This is a genomic window from Bacillus sp. TH17 (genome assembly GCF_016651125.1).
GTDB classification, from domain to species: Bacteria; Bacillota; Bacilli; order Bacillales; family Bacillaceae_G; genus Bacillus_A; species Bacillus_A mycoides.
Genome location: NZ_JAEKEN010000003.1, coordinates 37,243 through 60,532, shown reverse-complemented (window position 1 = coordinate 60,532; position 23,290 = coordinate 37,243). Strand labels below are relative to the sequence as shown.

21 protein-coding genes and 3 pseudogenes are annotated in these 23,290 nt (G+C 32.3%); 5 read left to right on the top strand and 19 right to left on the bottom strand.

Annotation, left to right across the window (positions count from 1 at the left end; translation table 11 throughout):
- Window positions 1-260 precede the first annotated feature (260 nt).
- A pseudogene (locus tag JFT95_RS29695) lies at window positions 261-554 on the bottom strand (tyrosine recombinase XerS); the annotation flags it as partial.
- 285 nt (window positions 555-839) lie between these two features.
- Here JFT95_RS29695 and JFT95_RS27065 point away from each other — a divergent pair.
- Entirely contained in the window at window positions 840-1,934 is a 1,095-nt protein-coding gene (locus JFT95_RS27065) for a Rap family tetratricopeptide repeat protein (protein ID WP_201053763.1), read from the top strand.
- Window positions 1,931-2,062, top strand: a complete 132-nt coding sequence (locus JFT95_RS27060; protein WP_201053762.1) for a Phr family secreted Rap phosphatase inhibitor — start codon at window positions 1,931-1,933, stop codon at window positions 2,060-2,062. The genes JFT95_RS27065 and JFT95_RS27060 overlap by 4 nt, the downstream gene beginning before the upstream one ends.
- Window positions 2,063-2,177: 115 nt before the next feature.
- Here the strand turns inward: JFT95_RS27060 and JFT95_RS27055 are convergent, their stop codons facing one another.
- The 16 genes and pseudogenes from JFT95_RS27055 to JFT95_RS26985 all read right to left on the bottom strand — a co-directional run bounded on the left by JFT95_RS27055 (window position 2,178) and on the right by JFT95_RS26985 (window position 18,061).
- Window positions 2,178-2,471, bottom strand: coding sequence for an ArsR/SmtB family transcription factor (locus tag JFT95_RS27055; protein WP_113937286.1), 294 nt, complete (start codon window positions 2,469-2,471; stop codon window positions 2,178-2,180).
- A gap of 89 nt (window positions 2,472-2,560) precedes the next feature.
- On the bottom strand, window positions 2,561-2,992 hold the full coding sequence (locus JFT95_RS27050) for a disulfide bond formation protein B (protein ID WP_201053761.1): 432 nt from the start codon (window positions 2,990-2,992) through the stop codon (window positions 2,561-2,563).
- A 33-nt stretch (window positions 2,993-3,025) separates the two neighbouring features.
- Complete coding sequence (locus tag JFT95_RS27045) at window positions 3,026-3,319, bottom strand: hypothetical protein (RefSeq protein WP_002139809.1); 294 nt, start codon at window positions 3,317-3,319, stop codon at window positions 3,026-3,028.
- A 75-nt stretch (window positions 3,320-3,394) separates the two neighbouring features.
- On the bottom strand, window positions 3,395-3,595 hold the full coding sequence (locus JFT95_RS27040) for a hypothetical protein (protein ID WP_201053760.1): 201 nt from the start codon (window positions 3,593-3,595) through the stop codon (window positions 3,395-3,397).
- A 65-nt stretch (window positions 3,596-3,660) separates the two neighbouring features.
- Window positions 3,661-4,302 (bottom strand): thermonuclease family protein, encoded by a 642-nt coding sequence (locus tag JFT95_RS27035; protein WP_201054002.1) that lies wholly within the window; start codon window positions 4,300-4,302, stop codon window positions 3,661-3,663.
- A gap of 411 nt (window positions 4,303-4,713) precedes the next feature.
- Window positions 4,714-4,830, bottom strand: coding sequence for a DNA topoisomerase I (locus JFT95_RS27030; protein WP_002203966.1), 117 nt, complete (start codon window positions 4,828-4,830; stop codon window positions 4,714-4,716).
- A 398-nt stretch (window positions 4,831-5,228) separates the two neighbouring features.
- A pseudogene (locus tag JFT95_RS27025) lies at window positions 5,229-5,594 on the bottom strand (M60 family peptidase N-terminal accessory domain-containing protein); the annotation flags it as partial.
- A 459-nt stretch (window positions 5,595-6,053) separates the two neighbouring features.
- Window positions 6,054-7,262: a macrolide family glycosyltransferase gene (locus tag JFT95_RS27020; protein WP_201053759.1), complete on the bottom strand. Its 1,209-nt coding sequence runs from the start codon at window positions 7,260-7,262 to the stop codon at window positions 6,054-6,056.
- Between the two features lie 242 nt (window positions 7,263-7,504).
- On the bottom strand, window positions 7,505-8,344 hold the full coding sequence (locus JFT95_RS27015) for a YitT family protein (protein ID WP_201055298.1): 840 nt from the start codon (window positions 8,342-8,344) through the stop codon (window positions 7,505-7,507).
- Window positions 8,345-8,442: 98 nt separating this feature from the next.
- On the bottom strand, window positions 8,443-9,054 hold the full coding sequence (locus JFT95_RS27010) for a GTP pyrophosphokinase (protein WP_113937321.1): 612 nt from the start codon (window positions 9,052-9,054) through the stop codon (window positions 8,443-8,445).
- A 35-nt stretch (window positions 9,055-9,089) separates the two neighbouring features.
- Window positions 9,090-9,713, bottom strand: a complete 624-nt coding sequence (locus JFT95_RS27005; protein WP_201053758.1) for a TetR/AcrR family transcriptional regulator — start codon at window positions 9,711-9,713, stop codon at window positions 9,090-9,092.
- Between the two features lie 179 nt (window positions 9,714-9,892).
- Entirely contained in the window at window positions 9,893-11,848 is a 1,956-nt protein-coding gene (locus JFT95_RS27000; protein ID WP_201053756.1) for an ABC transporter ATP-binding protein/permease, read from the bottom strand.
- Window positions 11,849-12,503: 655 nt separating this feature from the next.
- On the bottom strand, window positions 12,504-14,360 hold the full coding sequence (locus JFT95_RS26995; protein ID WP_201053754.1) for an ABC transporter ATP-binding protein: 1,857 nt from the start codon (window positions 14,358-14,360) through the stop codon (window positions 12,504-12,506).
- Window positions 14,347-16,116 (bottom strand): ABC transporter ATP-binding protein, encoded by a 1,770-nt coding sequence (locus JFT95_RS26990; protein ID WP_201053751.1) that lies wholly within the window; start codon window positions 16,114-16,116, stop codon window positions 14,347-14,349. Before JFT95_RS26990 ends, JFT95_RS26995 begins: the two co-directional genes overlap by 14 nt.
- 169 nt (window positions 16,117-16,285) lie before the next feature.
- Window positions 16,286-16,417, bottom strand: a complete 132-nt coding sequence (locus tag JFT95_RS29930; protein ID WP_269719582.1) for a hypothetical protein — start codon at window positions 16,415-16,417, stop codon at window positions 16,286-16,288.
- A gap of 144 nt (window positions 16,418-16,561) precedes the next feature.
- On the bottom strand, window positions 16,562-18,061 hold the full coding sequence (locus tag JFT95_RS26985; RefSeq protein ID WP_201053748.1) for a DHA2 family efflux MFS transporter permease subunit: 1,500 nt from the start codon (window positions 18,059-18,061) through the stop codon (window positions 16,562-16,564).
- 192 nt (window positions 18,062-18,253) lie between these two features.
- On the opposite strand from JFT95_RS26985, the gene JFT95_RS26980 reads away from it, so the two are divergent.
- Window positions 18,254-19,156 (top strand): TetR/AcrR family transcriptional regulator, encoded by a 903-nt coding sequence (locus JFT95_RS26980; RefSeq protein WP_201053746.1) that lies wholly within the window; start codon window positions 18,254-18,256, stop codon window positions 19,154-19,156.
- Between the two features lie 446 nt (window positions 19,157-19,602).
- Here JFT95_RS26980 and JFT95_RS26975 read toward each other — a convergent pair whose 3' ends face one another.
- Window positions 19,603-19,881: an AbrB/MazE/SpoVT family DNA-binding domain-containing protein gene (locus tag JFT95_RS26975; protein ID WP_201054001.1), complete on the bottom strand. Its 279-nt coding sequence runs from the start codon at window positions 19,879-19,881 to the stop codon at window positions 19,603-19,605.
- 226 nt (window positions 19,882-20,107) lie between these two features.
- On the opposite strand from JFT95_RS26975, the pseudogene JFT95_RS26970 reads away from it, so the two are divergent.
- Window positions 20,108-20,788: pseudogene (locus JFT95_RS26970) on the top strand (MBL fold metallo-hydrolase); the annotation flags it as partial.
- A gap of 432 nt (window positions 20,789-21,220) precedes the next feature.
- Window positions 21,221-22,111, top strand: coding sequence for an ETX/MTX2 family pore-forming toxin (locus tag JFT95_RS26965; protein ID WP_201053744.1), 891 nt, complete (start codon window positions 21,221-21,223; stop codon window positions 22,109-22,111).
- 94 nt (window positions 22,112-22,205) lie between these two features.
- On the opposite strand, the gene JFT95_RS26960 is transcribed toward JFT95_RS26965, so the two are convergent.
- Window positions 22,206-22,778 (bottom strand): tyrosine-type recombinase/integrase, encoded by a 573-nt coding sequence (locus JFT95_RS26960; RefSeq protein WP_201053742.1) that lies wholly within the window; start codon window positions 22,776-22,778, stop codon window positions 22,206-22,208.
- Window positions 22,779-23,290 lie beyond the last annotated feature (512 nt).

Genomic DNA, 23,290 nt, shown 5'->3' with positions numbered 1-23,290 from the left:
TGTTAATCAATATCTATTATAAACCAATCTATTCTATTCCTTCATATATTTCTCTTCATTTTACTATTGAGAAATATTTTCTACTGCTACTGCTACTGCTACTACTAATACTATTACTATTACGAGCACAAGATCTTAATAACACCTAATAAATTCAACCTTTACTTTTTATATCCCGTATATAAGACTTGTATATTTTAAACCATTTATATATAAATAGTTATTTTTATAATTCTAACAATAATTAAGGTACCGCCAAGTTCTCTATCGCGTTTGAAGATTCTTAACTTACCAGAAGCGTTTTCTTGCAGCATTTGCTCATATTAATTAGAAAAAAAGCGCATAAATTTAATGTCACCAATATTGCGGAAAATAACTTATGAAATTTCTTTTGCTCTCGCTGCAGCGTCAATTTTTTCTTTATGAATTTCCATTTTGGCCTTAACATTTCTATAAAAGTAACACTTTCCATTATTATCTTCAATGTTGCTTGTTAGATAGTTAAATAATAACTTTAGAGCTAAAGATGTTCGTATAACTGTCTTTATTTTATTCTAGTCATACAAAACTCCCCCTAATTATCAGATTGTGTCTAACAATTAGGGGAGTTCATATTTTAGGACTTTGTTTTGAAATCTCTAATAATTTTTTAAACACTCTCTTTTCAAGCAAACGTGAATTGGTATAGGTCAAAATATTAATATAAGAAAAAATATAAAATAACTATTTTTTCTGAATTTTGTTGAAAAATAAATTGAAATCACTCAAATAATGTTGCTAGTTTGCTATGATGGTAATAAATAGTATTAAGATACTTCTATAGGATGGGGGAATATATAATGATTGTTTCTACAAAGGGGAATAATGAAATTACAAAACTTTTAAATGAGTGGTATATTGAAATCCGCTCAAGACGTATAGGAAATGCTCATCGATTGAAAGAATTAATTGATTCTAAGATTCATAGCATCGAAGAAGATCAGAATTTATTGCTCTACTACTCACTACTAGATTTTAGATATCAATTTGTCATTGATAATTTAAGCGTTTCAAAAAGAAGTTTTGACAAAGTTGAGGCTTTTGATATGCCTACAGATAATTTCTTAGCTTATTATTATCACTTTTTCAAAGGGATTCATGCCTCTACTATTGGCGAATATCAAATCGCAAAAGAGAGTTATGAAAAAGTGGAAACACTTTTAGACTGCGTTCCTGATGAATTAGAAAAAGCTGAATTTTATTATAAAGTTGGAGCTTTTCATTATGATATATATCAAGGGCTCCTGTCTTACAAAAAGGTAACAGAGGCACGAGAAATCTTTGCTCAACATGCTGGGTATGAGATTAATGTAGCGTTTTGTGATAATCTTATAGGCTTAGCTTGTACTCATTTGAGAGAATGGGAACTAGCCGAAGAATATTTCACGAAAGCAATGGATATGTTCCAAAAAACAGATGAAGAGCAATTCATTTTAATGGTGCGTCAAAATTTAGGGTTAATGTATGCTACTCAAAACCTTTCACCATTAGCTATTAGATATCTCTCAGAAGTAAATCAAAAAATGCCTAACAATTATAAGGCACTTTTTATTGAGGCAAGAGAGCATATGAAGAATGGGGATCATTCCGTTGCAAAAGATCTCATAGCAAAAGGATATTCTATTTGTGAAGAGGTTGATAATATAGAATATCTTCACCATTTTAAAATCTTAAACGCAATGAATGCAGATTTTCCTGCCGAAGCGCTTGAAAGAACAGTGCTAGAAGGCGTATCATATTTTAAAGAGCAAGAACTTTTTGAATACATCAAAGAATATGAAGAAAATCTTGCTATTGCACTCTATAAAGAAGATAATCATGTTAAAGCAAGTCAATATTTTTATTCAAGTTCTCAGGCAGGAAAAAAAGCTTTTGAGAAGGAGGCATTAAAATGAAAAAAACATTTTTTGGTTTAGTTGGTGTAATTACTGCTTTAACTTTAATGTTTGGTGCCCAATCCCCTACGGAAACGCAAAAAGCTATTGATGTTGTTCAATACGCACACGGAAATCATGGTGGTTAAAATTTAGATTTAATGAATTTAGAATGGTTAATGCATTATAAAAAGGGAAGAAAAATTTCTTCCCTTTTTTAGATTGTTTTATCTTTTATATACTATTATTATTTATTCTCTCACCCTATAAACCTAGTACACTAACAATCTGGCATGCTTTGGAATTTACAATATGATAGTACATCTCTAATCCCCTTCTTTCTGAACGCAAAATCTTCCCTCGCATTTTAGATAAATGCTGAGATACGGTAGATTGAGGCACATCTAATAACTCTGTTAACTGTGTTACATTACAGATTTTGTGACGTTCTAGTTCCTTCACAATTTGTAATCTAACTGGATGAGCCATAATCTTTAATAATTCTACATCCGCCTCTGGGATTTTGTACATTTCATTACTTACTTGCATTGTTGTCATTTTTAATTTCTCCTTTTCTAAATTCCTTTTTTATTTTTAATATCAATTTATGAGCATTTTATATTTGTACAAGTGTATTTAGATAATAATCAGTGTTTTATTTGGTCTTTTGTCTCTCTGTCAGGTTTAATATATAGAAGTATTATAATGGCTAAAAATCCAACAAAAGATAGCATAGGTATTGAGATGAAACCAAATAAATTTAAGCGATCTTCCGTACAAGAAACTCCTACAGAACATATTTTCATCTCACTCGCAGGGAAGGTTTGAATCGTTATTTGATAAACAGCTAGCAATAAACCACAAAGTGCAAATGGGAATGCATATGTACTTACCAATGGGTCTTTTCTATACATACCAACACCTAATATCAACACTAAGGGATACATGGCCATCCTTTGATACCAGCACAAATCACATGGGGGAAGTTTCATCCATTCACTAAAAACCAAGCTTATAAGCATTGCACTAGTAGCTATCGTCCAAGCAATTGCAATGTGATACTTTCGAATTAACGCCATTCTTCATTCACCTCATTTAATGTTCTGCTCTACTTAGCGTCCGTATGTGATTAGCTTATTTCCATGCTTTGAGAATCCTGTCTCAATGGAAAGTATCCAATCGTTGATATCTTCCCAGTCATATCCTTTTTCTTTTAGTTCTATCGGGAACTTATTCTCGAAATCATCCCGCATTTCGTACATACTTTCCAATGCTTTTTCCATTTGACCAAATTTATAAAAAATGTGCGTGTTTACACGTTTGTTTCTCTTTTCTGATACAGCCAAATATACGTATCGTTTTTCTTTCGCTAAAACGAATTTCAAGAATCCCGCTACCTGACTCATCTCTTCCATCTCCTTCGCGGTTTTCCTTACCACTCTCTTTTTAGTGTGAGTAAGGAAAACTTTCTCTCTTACAGTTTAATTCAATGAATATCTCATTTTTTTGCTTTGAAAATATAAAAAAACACTCATCATCACAATGTTTATTACACCAGCTGCAGCTCCAATTTTTGAAATAACATAGATGTATTCGTTACTACTGAAAGGCATCATGCTCGAAAATATAAAGACAATCGAAATAACAAACGATAAGATCATGTTTCTTTTATTCTCTTTCACACTTAAAAACCTCCTTATTTTAATCTCAAAGCATTAGTATTCTTACTATGCTTGAGTGATATGCGTTAAGCGGCATCATTTCGGTTATAATGATGTTTCTTTTCATCCACAAAACCTTTAATACTCCACACTCCACTTTTAGTTGATTTTGCTTTCTTTTCTGCATCTAACATTTGTGGAAGCAGCGTAGTGTTCGGCTTAGTAATATAAGCTACAATCCCGTATCCTAATTTGACCATTAATTCATTTACATGTATTCCCTCGCAAAATATATACGCTAATTTTCTGCCATACTTGTCTTCTTTTTGTCCATGATCATATACCAGGGTTACATCTTTTCCTTTTATTTGTTTCTTTAGAAAAGAAGATGCTTCTTTACCCATCTTTTGTGGCGGAATCTTTCGAGAAACAGATTCAGGGGTGTCTAATAAAAGTAACCTTACCGTCTGCTTCTTCCCGTTTACTTTCACATCTACTGTATCTCCGTCTTTTACATGTATTACTTTTCCTTTACCCGTTTCTAAGCCTTTTAATTTGTCCCTGTATACTTCCGGAATATCAACATTACTCTTTCCTTCTACATTTTGCTGGATTGCTTTCTGGGCCGTTTGTGCAGGTCTCGAATCATTTGTTTGTGTTGAACTGCTACATGCTGTAATTTGAAAGACTAATGATGTTATACAAACAATCTTAATCCATGGTTTCATACCGTAGTATCCTTTCCTATTAGTATCAATATACAAATGGACTATATGCTGGATTAACTTCTTTATAATCACAACATAAGCAAAATCGAACCCACTTTGGATATTCGTTAAACGTAGCCCTGAATGATTGCTTTTTACACTTGGGACATGCTGATATTTCATTCCCCTTATTACGCTTATAACTCTCCACACTCTCAAAAGATACATCTGTAGATGGTATTTCACTCGTACGCAATATATCTTCCCCCTCTCTATTTTTTTAGGGATTTATAGACAACGAAAAAAGGACACACCTATGGCATATGTATGCGTAGGTGTGTCCTTTTGCAGGTAGATTTAGAAGTATTTTGTTATTTTCATCATATCATAATTCTTATTAATTTTATATACAGAATTTAAGATTTTATGATATTATTTCTTTTTCTCATATACAAAAGTAATCCTCTTCTGTTCAGAGTCATATGTTAATTTCGCACCAAACATTTTTCCTGTTTTCTTCGATACAAATCCTTTAATTGTATCCATCATATGTATCAAACCTTTCTTTTTTGGTGTAAAAAGTGTTTTATTACATGATAAAAAGCACCCTACACAAGGATGCTCTTAATGTGATAAGGAGTTAGATATGAGTGAATAAGGAACAACGCAGGGTTGTTCCTATACTTGTCCTTATCAAAAGGTGACATAATAACAGCACCCGTTTCCACGAGTACTTTGGTAAAAAAGGGATTAGATGAAATATAACTTGTTTTATACTATATGCTTGTCTCTTTTAAAGTGTGAAAATGAAAAAGAGCACTCTCCTTAAGTGCTCTCTCGCAAAGAATATCGGTAATTATATTTGCAACCGTTCTATATAAGTGTATGCTTCTCAATTATCTTTATGTCTGAAATTGTTATTATATAATCCATTACGGTATGTCATATTTCGTATAAAAAAGAGTAACCATACTTTGATTTGATGTATTTCCAGCTGCATCTACAGCCTTCACTGCATATTTATATTCCTTGTTAGCTGTTAAGTTTTTATCAGTAAACGTCGTTCCTTGTACCTGAATTGTTATTTGTTCATTTGGCTTAGCATATAACCCTGTTGACTCGTATACACTAAAATTTCATTCCCTTCTTTCAATATTTTGAAGTTGGTAGACATCTCCTTTTCCTAAAACTGCAAATACTCGATTTTCCACATTAACAGAATTTTCATACTGTAACATTTTAGATACTTTCTTTTGCTGTGCTTGTTCTTCCGCAAAGACTTCAAATTTAGGCGTTATTCCAGTAGCAAACATAGATAATGTGGCAGTTATCATTACTAATTTTTTTGTTTCTACCCCCTTTTCATAATATCCCTCTGTTGAATTTCTAGATACTTACAATATAAATATACTCATTTATATAAGAAAATGGATATATTTTAATTCACTTGATAAGAAGAATATTCAAATGAATGTATGAGAAAAAGAAAGAGTTTAATACGTTTATTATAAAAAACGTATTAAACTCTTTAAAATGTCGAAATATTAACACATTATACTTTGGTATAAAAACTTCTAAACAGTTGTAACTAATCACCCCAAAACGAAAAAAGAGCTGACTTCTCAAAGTAACTAATGTAGAGAAAGAAAATTTTCATTTCGGGGGTACTTCAAAATCTTAGCTTGATAGCGATGGGGTTTTATAAAATTCTTAAGTTGATGGCGATGTGGCTGGACCTCTTATAGTTTATACAATTCATTAGATTTGTTTCATTATTCATTATTATAGTTTGATTTTGAAAGCACGTGCAGAATTTCATCCACTGCTTTTTTATATCCACCTGCCGCTCGGAAAGAATCCCTAATTTTACAACTATTTCCTTTGAATTCTTTTCTATATAGTACTGCTTCTGTCTCTTCTCGTAATATTTCTGGAGTTAAGCTCGTTTTGTCTAAATGAACACCCGCTCCTAATTCAGTTACTCTTTTAGCAACTAAGGGTTGATCCGCTGAAATAGGTATTACAACTAATGGTACCCCGTAATATAATGCTTCACTCGAACTATTCATTCCTCCATGTGTAATGAATACATCTGTATGCTGTAATACTTCTAATTGTGGAACATATTTATATAGAATAAAATTAGGAGGAACATTTTTAAATTGTTCTATATCTGTTTTTTTACCAATTGCCAATACAATTGTTGCAGGTGTGTCTTTAAAGGCTTCAAAGCATTTTTCATATAAAGTTGTTTGTTGATTGAGAATAGTTCCCATGGAAATGAAAATCACTTTTTTACCTTTTAAATCTTCTATAGGAAAATCTTCCACATCATGACGCGGTGTGATAGAAGGCCCAACAAATATAAAAGAATCATCAAATTCATTTGCATACGGTTGATACTCCTTCGAAGTATATACAATTGTAATATCTCCCGGATGGTTTATTACGTCACGGAAGCTATCGTACGTGACTCCGTATTGTTCTTTCCATTTGTTAATAATGTCTATACAGTTTTTATTTAAAGGAGATTTTTCATCTAAATATTTAGAATTATCGATTCCGAATAACGAAATCGAATCATTAAAAGCAAATGTTGTACATGAAGAAATCTTTGGTAATTGTAAAGCGGATGCTATAATATATCCCGCCGCAAAATGATGGTCATAAATTACATAATCAAATTGTTCACCTTCGATTTCGGATAAAATATCTTTTACTAGTCTATCCATGACAGAGATCATGTTAGATAACATATCTAACTGATTAACTTTTTGTTTAACATCCTTATTGATATCTGTTTTTGGCCGAAAGTTTTCATATGTTCGAAATTCGGCACCTGTCTTTTCAATTTTATCTCTATAATCTTCAATACAATAATAAACAACTTTTTCGCCTCGTTGTATCAACTCACTTACAATTCCAATTGTCGGATTCACATGACCTTCTCCGGGGAAATTAATAAAAAGTACTTTTGACATAATAAACACTCCTCATTTGTATATCTTAATTTATAATTATCTTAATTAAATATTAAAGCGTAATTATTATTTTCAGAGAGAAAATTATTAAATATATTATAAATGAGTCATCTAGAGATGTATGGTAAGGGATATTTTTTATTTTACCGCTGAAACATATCTTTATATATTAGCTACAAACAATTGAGGAACACCTAAACCAATTTAGATAGCAACCTCCATATTCTGTAATATTTTTACCACTAGTGTATATCTCGTTTTTTAAATCGGCCTCCACGTACTTCTGTAATATCTGCTACAGCTAAGAAAGCAGCTGGGTCTAGTTCTTCAATTAAAGATTTTAATTTAGCCTCTTCAAGTCGGTTAATAATGCAAAAAATAACCTTTTTATTATCCCCCGTATAAGCACCTTCGCCGTGAAGATATGTGACTCCACGACCTAATTGTGAATTAATTGCTTCGCCAAGTTCTTCTTGCTGTTCACTGATAATCCATACAGATTTCGATTGTTCAAAACCATTAACTACGGTATCAATTGCCTTCGATGCAATGACATAAGCTAAAATGGAATACATTGCTCGATCCCAACTGAATACAAATCCTGCGGCTCCTAAAATAAAAACATTAAAAAACATAACAATTTCTCCTACAGAAAAAGGGATTTTCTTATTAACGAGAATTGCGAGAATTTCTGTACCATCTAATGCCCCTCCATATCTAATGACTAGACCAACCCCAACACCAAGTGCCATACCACCAAAAATAGTAGCAAGAAGAATATCATCTGTAAATGCTGGAATTGGGTGAAAAAGTGTAGTCAAAATTGATAAAGTTAATATCCCAAAAATAGTAGAAAACGCAAATGTTTTTCCAATTTGTTTATGCCCCATAAAAACAAAAGGAAGGTTTAATAAAAATAGGAACACACCTAAATTTAATCCTGTGAGGTGAGAAAGCATAATCGAAATTCCGGTAATGCCTCCATCAATAACTTGATTAGGAATTAAGAAAATCTCAAGTCCTGTGGCCATTAATAGCGCTCCAATGATTATAGCTATAGTTCGCTTAATAATTTGAAGCATGGGTAATCTGTGATGTTTTACTTTTATTTGTGCGGTGTCAGCCAAACGTATGCATCCCCCTTAATAAATTTTCTTTTTCCTTGCTCTCATATTATTGTTTAACAATTTAAATCATTTACTTTTTTATGGATATCCTTCATTTTTTCATCCAAAGATTTTACCGTTTCTGCTGCCTCTTTAAGTTCTTTTTCAAGATAGAAAGGGATTTTTTTATCATACTTATAATAAATTTTATGTTCTAGGCTAGCCCAAAAATCCATCGCTAAGGTGCGAAGCTGAATTTCAACATAAACCTTCTCTACATTTTTGGATAGTGTCACAGGAATTTGAACAACTACATGTAAACTTTGATATCCATTTGATTTTGGGTTTGTAATATAATCTTTCACTTGTACAATTTTGATATCATTTCGGTTAGATAATTGTGAATAGATATCATAGATATCGCTTACAAAAGAACAAATAATTCTCATCCCAGCAATATCATACAAATGTTCTTTCGTATTTAACAGGGAAGGACTAATTTTCTTTCGATCAAGTTTTGATTGAATACTTTCTAAAGACTTGAGTCGTATCTTAATATGTTCAATTTGATTGTGATTATTTAAATATTTTGCTTCCTCAGCTATAATATTGATTTTTGTTTTCATTTCGTCCAAGGCAAACTTATAAGGTAATAAGAACTGACCCCATTTTTTCATATCTTCCATTTGGAGCTTCCTCATTTCTTTGACTTCTAAAACTTTCATTTATTCGAACCTTTATAAAGCCCTTTTTTAAGCAAAGAAAGTTCTAAAGCATAGTTTTTCACTGATTCATCGAAAGGTATTTCCTTTGCGAAATTTTGAATAAGATTTTGAAATGTCACCGCCATGACAATCTTCATGATATGAAATATTTCTCGTTCTTCTACAATGTTCAATTTTTCTTTATTTATTAACACCATGATTTCTGATAATCGACTTTTATTGTTTTCCTCGTTCACATTTCGGATCAATGTATTTTCAACTTTATAATTCATATTCAAAAAGGCATTTCTAAAAAATTTTCGATTTTCTAGGTTCTGAAATTTTGTTAGCATATATTGGTATAATTCAATATGAGCGTCAAATAAATCACCATTCTTTTCTTTTAATATCGAAATAAATTTTTCATTGTTCTTTTTGGAATATTCATCTAATAAAAAGAAGAAAACATCTTCTTTATTCTCAAAGTATTGATAAAAACTTCCCCTAGGTATTCCAGCATCTTTGATGATGTTGGAAATTGATGCTTCAAATAAAGAAACTCTTGAAAATTCTTTCATTGCTGCCTGAATTAATGCTTCTTTCTTTTCACCTGCTAAATTAAAAAATGTTTGTTTGGGCATTTTTTCCTCCGATCATACGAATGACAATATGTCATCCCCGTTTATAAATATGGGTCTTTTTCATTATTAATATTCTATAAAGCGAAAAATTTCATTTAAGTCCTGTTAATGAATACTCTTCATTATCCTAAGGTTAACACAAATTAGATTTGTGTTAACCTTAGATACAAATCACTATTCTATTCAAACCTCAGTGATTCCATTGGATCCAACTTTGCAGCTTTGGATGCTGGCATAATTCCAGCTATTACACTTACAATTATACTTACCGCTATACCTAAAAACATATTTTGAGCTGTTAGATTGATCAGCTCTGCACCAAAGCTATTTGATAACAGGCTATTCCCAATTAAACTAATTACACTGGCACCTGTTACAGCTATTAAACCACTAAATAAACCAAGCAAAGCGGATTCTGAGAAGAAAATTCGTTTTATATCTTTCTTTCTCGCTCCTACAGCACGCAATATTCCGATTTCTTTTGTTCTTTCAACTACACTGATATATAAAACGACTAAAATCATAATACCTGAAACAATTAGAGAGATTCCCGAAATTCCTGCTAGAAGTGCAGTTGCCATATCTAAATAAGATGTAACTTGTTTTAGCATTTCAGCCATTTGGGAACTTTCAAATCCATATTTGTCTAATTCGGTTTTAATTCCTTCTACCTGTTGTTGTTTTTCAGCAAAAGCATTGATTTGAGTAGGGCTTAAAGTCAACCCCTGCTCTGCATATGTTTTCTCTAATGTTTCATATTGTACATATGCCATAGTTATCCCTTGCGGCCCCATATTTTCAGCTTTATATACACCGGATACTTTTAATTTATTCTCGATAGTAACAGGTTTATTGCCCTGTCCTATTTCGTTCACATAGACACTTATTTCTTTGCCAATTAATGAATTGTAGTCTTCTCCATTGCTTAATGATTTAGCTAGTGCCGGTGTTAAAAGAACTTCATTTTTGCTAGGAAGATTTCCTTTTTCTAAAATTTCTTTCTTTACAGAATCGGTCATTGTTGAAAATTTCATAATATCTGAACGCTTATCTCCATATAATGCACTACTTTTCATGTCAAAAGATGTTACTTTTTCTATACTCTTAACGTGTTCAATATTTTTAATTTTTTCAATATCTTCTTCCTTTAAAGGATCTTTTGCCGCTAGCATGGACATGGAATTGTCGGCCTTATCTTCTTTCCCTTTTGTAATTTCAACCATTAAAGGGTTCATGCTGGAGTTGATTTCATCATTCATATACTTTGTAACACCGCTACCTAAAGACAACATCAAAATAACACTTAATATACCGATGGAACCACCTAAAGCAACTAGTATATTTCTTTTTGCATTCAACTTCATATTTTTTAACGCAAGTTTGAGTGAAGAAGTTAGGCTCAGACTTTTGGATTTCACTTGTTTCGTTTTTTTGTTAGATGGATAACTTTCCTTCAAATGTATATCTTCAATAATTCTACCGTCATCGATTTTCACAATCCTACTACCAGAATCGGCAACCTTTTGAGAGTGAGTTACAGTAATTACAAGCCTTCCTTTCTTTGCAATGTTATCTAATAGTTCTAGTATTTGTTGACTTGTTTCTTTATCCAAAGCGCCTGTTGGCTCATCAGCCAAGAGAATGTCTGGTTCGTTTGCTAATGCGCGTGCGATTGCTACACGTTGTTTTTGCCCCCCAGAAAGTTGATTTGGCTTTTTCATCATATGTTCTTTTAAGCCAACTTCAGCTAAAAGTTCTTTCGCCCTTTCATTTCGTTCTTTTTCGCTTTTACTTGCCATTTGCATCGCAATCGTTACGTTCTCTAACACACTTAAGTGAGGAATTAAATTGAAGCTTTGAAAAACAAATCCAATTTTATTTTTTCTATAATCATCAAGTTCATATTCCTTCATAGTCTTTAGGTTCTTTCCTTCTACAAGGACCTCTCCATTAAAGTCAGAGTCCATACCGCCAATGATATTCATTAATGTTGATTTTCCACATCCTGATTCACCAAGTATAGACACGAACTCCCCCTTATTAAAGGTTAAATTTATATCATGGAGGATCGTTGACTTTTCTTTTTTATATATGGTATATGATTTATTAATATTTTTTACTTCTAATAATTTCATTTATGCTCCTCCTAATAAAGTTGATTTTTTTATAATTTAGAAAAACTCTTTTTTTCCGCTTGAGATATTCTTCTAATAAAATGAGAAAAATATCTGTAATCAAAATACTGATAAATCAACAAATCCTTGTTTAAGAATACTATTCCCCTCCAATCCAACCAACATATGACAACGTGTCACAACTGGGTATAAATCCATATTACATGACAACGTGTCATACGTCAAAGGGAAAATATGACACGTTGTCATAATCATTTAACCAAAATTTATTAGGAATTGAATCAATTTTTGGACTTCTAGATGCATGGAGTACTGAATGAAGATGATATCCATCCGAAAAATGTGGCACCTGACACTTTTAAGATTTAATGTATAAATAAAAGTAAGCTCCATTTTTAATTTAATGGAGCTTACTTTTATTTGCTAAATTTTTTGACCTATGACACAACCGAATAGTATGCCAAACATAAGGTATTTAAATTACATCAGCAATAATCTCAAAACTTGTCTTTGTTCAACCAACCTCATCCAGTAAATTAATTTTATGGTCTGGAAAGAGTCAATATCTATTTCTAGCCCTACCTACTATACCTTCGTACTTCATTCACCAGCTTTTAGCCACAAGGATCCTGAGAAAGAAGTTAGTAATTAATACTTAAGAGACTGATTCAAATTGACTATTATACAGATCCGCATAGAATCCACCTTTAGCTAGTAATTCCTCATGGTTTCCAGTTTCTAAAATGTCTCCCTCTTTCATCACTAAGATCAAGTCAGCATTTTTTATAGTCGAAAGACGGTGTGCAATGACAAAAGATGTTTTCCCAACTGTTAAACGATCCATTGCTTTTTGAATTAATAATTCCGTACGTGTATCAACTGAGCTTGTAGCCTCATCTAGAATTAATAATGGGGCATTTTCAATCATCGCACGGGCAATCGTAATTAATTGTTTTTGTCCAGCTGATAAATTCGCTTTATCATTTAATAAGGTATCATAACCTTTAGATAAGTTTTTAATCGTATTATGCAGCCCAACTGCTTTACATGTTGCTATGATTTCTTCATCTGAAACATTTTCCTTGGAATAGACAATATTGTCGCGAATCGTCCCTTCGAATAGCCATGTGTCCTGAAGTACCATACAGAATAGATCATGCACATATTCACGAGTTAATTGATTTATAGGAACACCATCAATAGTAATTTCTCCACTGTTGAGTTCATAGAATCGCATTAATAAATTGACTAATGTCGTTTTTCCAGCGCCCGTTGGACCTACGATAGCTACTTTTTGTCCTGCATTCACTTTAGCAGAGAAGTCTTTTATGATTAGACGATCTTTATCATAGCCAAATTTAACATGATTAAATTCCACATCCCCTTTGACATTGTCTAATCTCATTGTTTTTTCACTTTCATCTGACAATTCTTCTTCTGCTAAAAATTCAAATACGCGTTCACTTGCTGCTGCTGTAGATTGCAGATTCGTTGCAGCTTGTGCTAATTGTGATAAAGGCTGTGTGAACAAACGAATATAGACCATAAAGGCAACGATTGTTCCAATTGTAATTACACCATTTGTCACAAGTAATGCACCAACAATACAAACTGCTACATACCCAAAGTTCCCGATAAATTGCATGATAGGCATCATAATCCCAGACATAAACTGTGATTTCCAAGCATTATCAAAAAGACGATCATTGATTGTATGGAATAATTCTTTTGCTTCCTTTTCGCCGTTATATGCTTTTACGATATGGTGACCTGCATACATTTCTTCAATATGTCCATTGATTTCCCCAAGTTCAGCCTGCTGCTGTACGAAGTATTTTTGAGAACGCTTCATAATCAATGTCATTAGAATAAATCCAATTAAGGATGCAACAATTCCTGTTATAGCCATAATCCAGTTGGTATAGAACATCATTATCAATGCGCCAACAAAAGTTGCGATTGCCGTTACTAATTGTCCTAGGCTGTTATTTAGCGTTTGGCCAATTGTATCAACATCATTTGTTACACGGCTTAATATATTTCCATAACTCGTTTTATCAAAGTAACTTAAAGGGATTCGATTCATTTTTTGCGATAATTCTGTACGCATTTTTTTTGTGATTTTTTGTGTTACCGTTGCCATTATAAACCCTTGTATATAATTAAATACCAAACCTAATCCGTAGAGAACCACTAAAATGATTCCAATATTTTTGATTGCACCTAAATCAATGTCACCCCTAATCCCTTCTTGGATAATGTCGGTCATTTCACTTAATTTTTCTGGGCCATATACATTAAATGCAGAACCCACAAAAGCTAATATTAAGGCGAAAATAACAATGGGTACATAAGACTTACAGTAGGAAATCAGCTGTTGAATCGTTTTTTTGAAATTGTTTACTTTTTGTCCTTGGGCCCTGCCACCCATTGGACTATGCCCTCCGCCCATCTGTCTCTCATTTTTTGAGTTTTTTTCATGATCTCCAATGGTATAATCATTTTTGGCCATCAGTCAATTCCTCCTTCGAAAGCTGAGAATATGCAATCTCTTGATACGTCTCGCAGTTATCCATTAATTGTTCATGTGTTCCATTCCCAACTACTTCTCCCTCTTCAAGAACAATAATGCGGTCTGCATCTTTAATTGTTCCGATGCGCTGTGCAACAATTAAGGTAGTGGCATCCTTCGTTTCTTTTCTTAAAGCAGAACGTAGAACCCTGTCTGTTTTGTAGTCTAATGCCGAAAACGAGTCATCGAATATATATATTTCAGGTTTTCGATAAATTGCACGAGCAATCGATATACGCTGTTTTTGTCCCCCAGATACGTTTGTACCACCTTGTGATATCTGCCCTTCATATTGTCCTTCAAGTTTTTCCACGAATTCTTTCCCTTGTGCAATTTCCAATGCTTCTTTGACAGCATTTAGTGACGAATGCATATGTCCTGATTCTCCATAGGAAACGTTCGAAGTTACAGTACCACTGAATAACACAGACGATTGTGAAACGTAGCCAATTTTATCGTGTAGAGTTTCTTGTCTGTAATTCTTTACATTTATACCATCAACCAATACTTCACCTTCAGAAACATCATTGAAACGAGGAATTAAATTTACCAAACTTGTTTTTCCACTCCCCGTAGATCCAATAAAAGCTACCGTTTCTCCTTTTTTTGCAGTAAAGCTAATATTACGAAGAATATGGTTCTCTGAATCTGGATATTTAAAGCTAACATTGCGGAACTCAATCTCTCCCACAATACCTGGTTTTCCTTCTGTAACTGTGCCATCTTTAATTTTTGCTTCTGTTTCAAGTACTTCCATAATACGTTTTGCTGATACCGTAGCACGAGGTAACATAATGAAAATCATACTTACCATCATAAAAGCCATTACAACTTGCATGGCATACGATGAGAAAACAACTATATCCGAGAAAACTGTAATTCGATCTATCATCTGTGCTTCGTTAATTAAATAAGCACCAATCCAATAAATCGCAACACTTAAACCAGACATAATTACAGTCATCCCTGGTCCAATAATTGCCATTAAACGATTAGTAAAAAGATTTGTTTTGGTTAATTCAATATTAGCCTTTTCGAATTTATTTTCTTCATAACTCTTAGCGTTATAAGCACGTACAACCCGCATCCCAGTTAAGTTTTCACGAGTTACACGGTTTAAATTATCAGTAAGCGTTTGGATGATTTTGAACTTTGGTAGCGCAAATAGAATAATCACAGCTAACATCATACATAAAACTACAACTGCTATACCTGTAGCTGTTGTCAATTGCCAGCTCTTCCCTGAAATTTTCATGATTGCCCAAACAGCTAAAATTGGTGCTTTTACAATTACCTGTAATCCCATTGCCACAATAAATTGGATTTGAGTTACATCATTAGTTGAACGAGTAATCAAGCTTGCTATTGAAAAACGATTAATTTCTTCAAGTGAAAAAGATAAAGTTTTATCAAAAACTAATCCACGTAGACGTTTGGATAATCCCGCCGCGACCTTAGCAGCAAAGTATCCTACAATAACAGCAGTAACCATACTTCCTACTGCACAGAGTAGCATATATGCTCCAGGTCCAATAATTTGAGAAAAGTTCGTACCCTCCATTTGGATTAATGTCGTGATTTCAGCCATATAGTCCGGTAGCTTTAAATCAAGCCAAACCTGTACTGTAATGAATGCTATACTTAATAGAACAAGTATCCATTCATTCTTTTTTAAATACTTAAATATTTTCAACATATCGATTCCCCTTTTACCTTATAGTGTAAGATATTCGAAAAATTATTATGCAGTCCAGTGCTGAACTACAAACTTAGCAATACGCATGAAAACTGCCCATTTTTCCGAATCCTATAAGGGATTTTATATATGATTATAAGAACAAACGCTTTGAAAGCTCTACAAACTTCTACACGTCTTCTTTCCCAAGCTTTTTCAGTTTCATTTCCATTTTCTTAATTCCTTGTTCGTGTTTCTCTAAAATGATTTGTTTACCAGCATTCATAGAAATGATATCAGCTATCTCAAATTTTATTTTCATTTCATCTAGAATTTTAATATATTAACGAAAGAAACAAGTTTGACAAACTTTCACATAGATATAGAAGAATGTAAACCAGAGAATCTTTCTATCCTTTCTGGTTTACATTCTTTTTGGTAAAAAAGAGAATCATCTTTGAATCGACTAACTTATTTTTTCATTCAGCACATCTGATTGATCCGAAATTGGAACTGTTGTCCGCTTAAGGAAAAATGAGAGAATAAATGCAAAACCAGCAATAACAGCTGAGACTAAAAATGCATCATTGATTCCTGAAATAGTGGCTTCCATAGAAATATGCTGCTGTATTTTTAATAAAGCATCACCTGTAGGTGCACTTGTTAGCTTGCCCATAGTATCCGTCATCATTTCTTCTACATGTATCGCCGTACGATTAGACATAATTGTAACAAGTAGGCTGCCACCAATTGCTCCAGATACTTGTTGAATCGTACTATTCATTGCTGTACCATGTGGTGTGAATTTTGGTGGTAATTGATTTAAACCGTTCGTCATAATCGGCATCATAACCATTGAAATACCGAGCATACGTGCTGCATATAAGACGACTAAATGCGTATACCCTGTTGAACCTGTTAGCTGACTAAATAAGAATGTGGTAACAATCACGATAGCTAAGCCAATAAATGCCAACATTTTCGGCCCAAACTTATCAAATAATTTCCCTGTAATCGGCATCATAATCCCCATAATTAACGCTCCTGGTAACATGAGTAAACCAGAATCCATAGCCGAAATGCCACGAATGTTTTGTAGATAAATCGGTAACAACAACATGGCAGAGAACATTGCCATATTTAACGCGACAGAAATGACTGATGATAGAGCGAACATTGGATATTTATATACCCTAAAATCAAGCATTGGCTCATCAAGCCTAAATTGACGGACAATTAACCCTACTAATGATGCCAATCCTATGACAATTGTTAAATAAACATTTGGCGAATCCCAGCCACTGTTACCAGCAGAACTAAATCCATATAAAATACCACCAAAGGCTAACGCAGATAACACGACGGATAAAACATCAATGGTATCATTAGTTTTTTCTTTATAATCCTGTAATTTAAAGTAACCTAAAATCCAGACTAAGAACATAATTGGTACCATCATTAAGAATAAAATTGGCCAATCATAATGTTGAATAACCCATCCAGATAATGTTGGCCCAATAGCTGGTGCGAAAATCATTACTAAACCAAACATTCCCATCGCAGAACCACGTTTTTCGGGTGGAAATGTTGTGTATAATACGTTCATTAGTAGCGGCATAATAAGTGCTGCTCCTGAAGCTTGAATCATACGAGCAGATAATAATATTGGAAAGCTTGGTGCAAATCCACCGATTAATGTACCAACTGTAAATAATCCCATAGCGGTTAAGAATAGACGTCTAGCTGTATATTTTTTGATTAAAAATGCAGTTGTCGGGATTAAAATCCCATTGATTAACATGTATCCCGTCGACAACCATTGTACGGTTGAAGCACTCACATCAAAATCCTTCATAATAGCTGGTAGAGCTATGTTAAGTAAAGTGTTACTTAATAAAGCAACGAATGCCCCAGTCATTAATATAAACAATAATCCAAAAGAAGTTTTTGATTGTTTTTCGGACATGTATATACACTCCCTTCATTTTTGTACTTTGTGTACATTTATATACTTTCGGTTTAATGAAACCTATGATACATCATTAGCGGTCTATTATCAACAAAAAATATACCATCTGTACAAAATTGTACAGATGGTATATTTTTGTTATAATCTTATTATAAATATGGAAGCATAACTTATAAAGGAGTGCAGATAATGAATAAGAAAAAAAAATATGTTATAGATAAGGCACATGAATTATTTATTGAAAAAGGATATCATGCTACATCTATTCAAGATATTTTAAATCATAGTGGGATTTCAAAGGGTTCTTTTTATAATTATTTTTCTTCCAAAGGCGAACTGTTTAAAACTGTATTTAGTTCCATTCTAGAAGAGATAGAAATAGAACGGGATAAACTACTCATTGGAGAAGATTATACAGATATCACTGTCTATATAGAACAAGTTATTCTTATAATGGAGCTTAATAAAAAAAATAAATTGATGCAATTAATCGAAGACGTGATTGTATCTAATGATCCAGAGTTGATTACATTCATAAAACAGTCTAAATATCTATTTTTAAATTGGGTATATAGACGATTCTTAAGTATTTTCCCCGAGGATAAAGCAATTTATTTAATGGATTGTGCAGTTATTTTCACTGGTATTATGCAGAATATCCTTCATACGAATAATGTCTGGAATGAAACAATTACAACAAAGCAGATTGTTACGTATTGCATGGATCGAGTAATTACCATTTTAGAAGATATTAGCAAAAAAAACATTCAACTATTTACACCCGATCACATAAATGAATTATTACCTCAATCAAGTTACAATGACTTTTTTAATACTGAATTCTCAATTGCTACGCTAAACTTAAAAAAAACAATTGAGAAGACATTAAATGTTAAAGAACAGAGAATCACTACCTATTTAAGTCTGTTGCATTTTATCCAAGAAGAAATTATGTATAATAAAGGAAATCCGAGGGGATTTTTAATCGAGAGTGCTTTATCAACATTGAAAAACAGTCATGAACTCAATACGAGGCAGGAATATATACAGTACGAGAAAATTTTAAAAAATATGAATTATTATCCAATTTAGCGGAAAATCCAATTTTAAAAATAGTGGATACAAAAAAAGTATCCACTATAGCAAAAAAACCTTAATGTAGCTTTGGAATAAAGCATGATTAATAACCTTTTACAAATCCACATTCTGTGTTACACAAAAAGACTCCATTTTGAAAAAAATTTGATCAAAATAGAGTCTTTCTTTGTGACTGGATGTTCAATTTTTATAAAAAATTTTAATCAAAATACATTTAGAATCCTTTAATTGAAAAGATATAGCATCGCATCTTTCTTATAAATATCGTGACTTTATTTCATATCCATATTTATTAACATAAGAATTCTTGAACAGGAAACAACAAATGTAAAAAAATATAAATGTAGACTAATTACTTGTTGTCTTATTTATTTATTTATTCTAATTATTATAAATAAAGTTATTACATTAAAATGAAAAAGCCCCTATTAAGGAGCCAATTACTTTGCAATGTACTGTTGTACTTGTTTTATTAATAGCTCTGCACCTTCTGGACTTAATGTAATCTTTCCGTTCGCTAGAGATATGTTATCTTTTGAAATTTCTCCTGTTATGGCGCAAACGCCACCAGGTTGATATTTCTGTAAGACAATGTTTTCGTCTTCCACAAAGATCTCTAATGGTGATTTTTCTTTAATACCTAACGTATTTCTAAGTTCTTTTGGGATTACCACACGCCCTAATTCATCTACTTTTCGATTTATCCCTGTTGATTTCATTTTGTTCATTTCCCCTCTTCATAATCTAATGTACCCATGTGTATTCTTTGTTATTGTAACAAGCTTTAACTAAATTTGAAAAACAAAATAATTGAAAATCCATGGTAATTCTATACAAATAAAGCGCCCCTATAGAACCTATATCTATGTGGGCTACCTAATAGCATTTCGATTCCATTCTACATTATATAAATTATGATAAATCGATATTAAATAAATGTAAAAAAGTAAATTATATAAAAATGAAATTTTAAAAGAAGAAACTGGTTTATATAGCATTACTACAAAACCTGAATTTGCAATTGGGCAGACAGCTTATTTAATACAAAGTCAAAATTTTAAAGTTTTGTGGGATTGTATTACTTATTTAGATGAAAATACAATACAAGAGATACATAAATTGGGAGGTATACAAGCAATTGTACTTTCCCACCCTCACTATTATTCTACACAAGTAGAATGGGCAGAAACATTTAATGTTCCAATTTATATTCATGAAGATGATAAAGAGTGGGTAAATCGTTCAAGTAAACAAATTATTTTCTGGTCGGGAGAATCTTTGGTATTAACTGATGAGATCACAATTTATCTTTTGGGAGGACATTTTAAAGGTGGAGCTATTTTACATTGGAAAGATGGCAGTGATAAAAAGGGTCTTCTTCTGACAGGTGATATCATTCAAGTCGTTGCAGATCATCAGTGGGTAAGTTTTATGTATAGTTATCCAAATTTGATTCCGTTACCAGCTGATAAAGTAAAAGAAATGGTAGATAAGATTAAAGACTTACCTTTTAATCGTTTGTATAATGCATTTCATAGAGTAATAATCGAGGATGCAAATGAAGCTGTTCAAAGATCTGCTGATCGCTATGTAAAAGCTTTACAAGGAACACTTTTTCATACTTAAATCTTAAAAATAAAGAATGACTGTTTTAACAGTCATTCTTTATTTTTAGATTTATATGGGGTCTCGCCACATGCCTATCAAGCTAATATTTTGAGTGTCCCCAAAACGGAATTTTTCTTCGTTTTGGGGAACTACCAATTTCTTAAGTTGATGGCATGTATAATGACCCCAATTAGAACATATTGCTTAATTTTAGAATCCTTATTTGTGTCTAAATAATGAAAAATAATACAGAAATTAGATTCTAAAAATTTGTTTATTTCTAATTATTGAAACGATTGATTGTTTTCTATAGTTAATTCTATTATAAAATGTAAAAAATGTAGTCAGTGAGTCTGAGAAATGGGGCTTTTCATAGTAAATTGCGTAAAAATGTTACAATGGCTAGTATTGTAATTGAAGTTATATAAAATAGAAATAAGGGGGAAATTCATGAGAAAATTAATGTTTTCATTGGTAGCAACAACTATGAGTATGGGATTAATTTTTGGATCCGCACCCGCAAAAGCAGATGTAAGTAGCAGGAACAGTGCATATCAGGATATTGACGAGAGAGTTAAGAAAATGGCGCAGAGTGCTGCTTGGGGGGGGCAAGAGTACAGAAGTCATACTATAAAAGATATTGAATTAAAGGGAAATCTTATCGATGGTTCTATGGTTGAAAATTCACAAGTATTAACTGTTTCGTCAGATATTTTAGAAAATAATTTAGGACATACAGTAAATATGCCTAGCACTGGGTATGAACATGAGTTTGAAGAAACGACTAGTACAACTAATACAAGCGGATGGAAATTTGGATATAATTATAACGCAAGTTTTTCGGTATTGATGGTTTCAGCTTCACAAAGTTTTAGTGTTGAATATAACATGTCTACTTCAGACACTCATGAAACAAAGGAGAAAAGAAAATTTACTGTTCCTTCAATAGAAGTTCCAGTTCCTGCTGGAAAAAAATATAAAGTTGAATATGTGTTTGAAAAAGTTAAGGTTTCAGGAAAAAATAAAATTGATGCAAATCTCTACGGTGATGTTACTTATTTTTATAATAATCAGCCGATGTCACCACAGCTTTTATATTCAGTACAAGGACTTGCAGCCGATAAGCAAGGATTTGAACAAGTCATAAGAGATTCAGCTGTAGGGAACGATAGATTTGGAATTAAGACTACAGGTATTGGCCAGTTTAGCACTGAGTTTGGAACACGTCTAACTAGAACTCTTACAGACATTACTGATTCTAGAAATCCAGTAAAACTAGAGACGAAAAATGTCCCAGTTGAGTTTAAAACACTTTCGACTGACACTAGAGTAATTAAATAAAAGATAATGTCTAATTAATAATCTAATATAAGGGGTTAAAAAAGTTAAGTGCCCCCTTATATTAAACACGTTATTTTATAAGAAAAAATTAAAATTAGATTCGGAATGTATCAAGCACATTATCTTTCTCTTCTTTATTAATACCGATGTATCTTAGGGTAATTTGTGGTGTACTATGATTCAATATTTCTTGAAGCATAGCGATATCCTTTGTTTGTTTATAGAACCAATAGCCGAAGGTTTTGCGCATGGTGTGAGTACCAATGGATTCTACACCGGCAAAATCTCCGGCTTTTTGTAATTGTCGATAGGCTTGAATTTTACTAATGGGTTTATCTCCTTTTCTAGAAGGAAATAGCCAGGTACTTTTTAGCTCTTCAGCATATGGCAATACTTCATCAAAAATGGATGTAATATTTATGATACGTTCCTTTTTTGTCTTTCCTTCTTTTACTTTAAATTCTTTCCGTTTTTTTCGCTTCAGTTTTAAAATTTCACCTGTTTCCATTTTAAGTAAATCACTTACACGTAACCCTGTATTAATACCAATTAGAAATAAAATGTAATCACGATCAGAACAATGACGTTTGAGCGACCATTTCATATCATTAAGCTGTTCTATGCTCCGAATTGGTTGTACATCAATTAAATGTTGCTCTTTATCCATCTGTTTTTCAATCCCTTTATTTTCAATGATTTGAATGTATACTTTTTTGTCTTTTTTTATAATATCAATGGAATTAGATAAAAGTCAATGTTTTAGGGGAAATGAATGTAAACTTTTGAATAAAAGTTTACATTAGAACTTACAATTGAAATTCAACATACAATGCTATGAACATTTACAATATAACTTTGGTCGGTTAATAAGAAAACTTCTATGTAAAAGTTTACTTTCAGTTTATTTTATTATTACTGGCTAAGTAGTTTGGAGTTTCTTGTCCTATGTTCAAAAGGTTTAGACTTTCATGTCCCGTTATTGAGACATGAAAGTACCTACAAAATTTATGATAATGGCTATTTATCAACGATTGTTCATGAGATTTTAGTTTAGACTTTTATGTCTTTCTACAGCTGTTGTTGTACAAAGACATGAAACTCTAAACTTTCATTTTTGGAACTTGATTGGGACAAGAAAATCCAAACTAAAATTTTATAGATTTACAGAACTAAATCTAT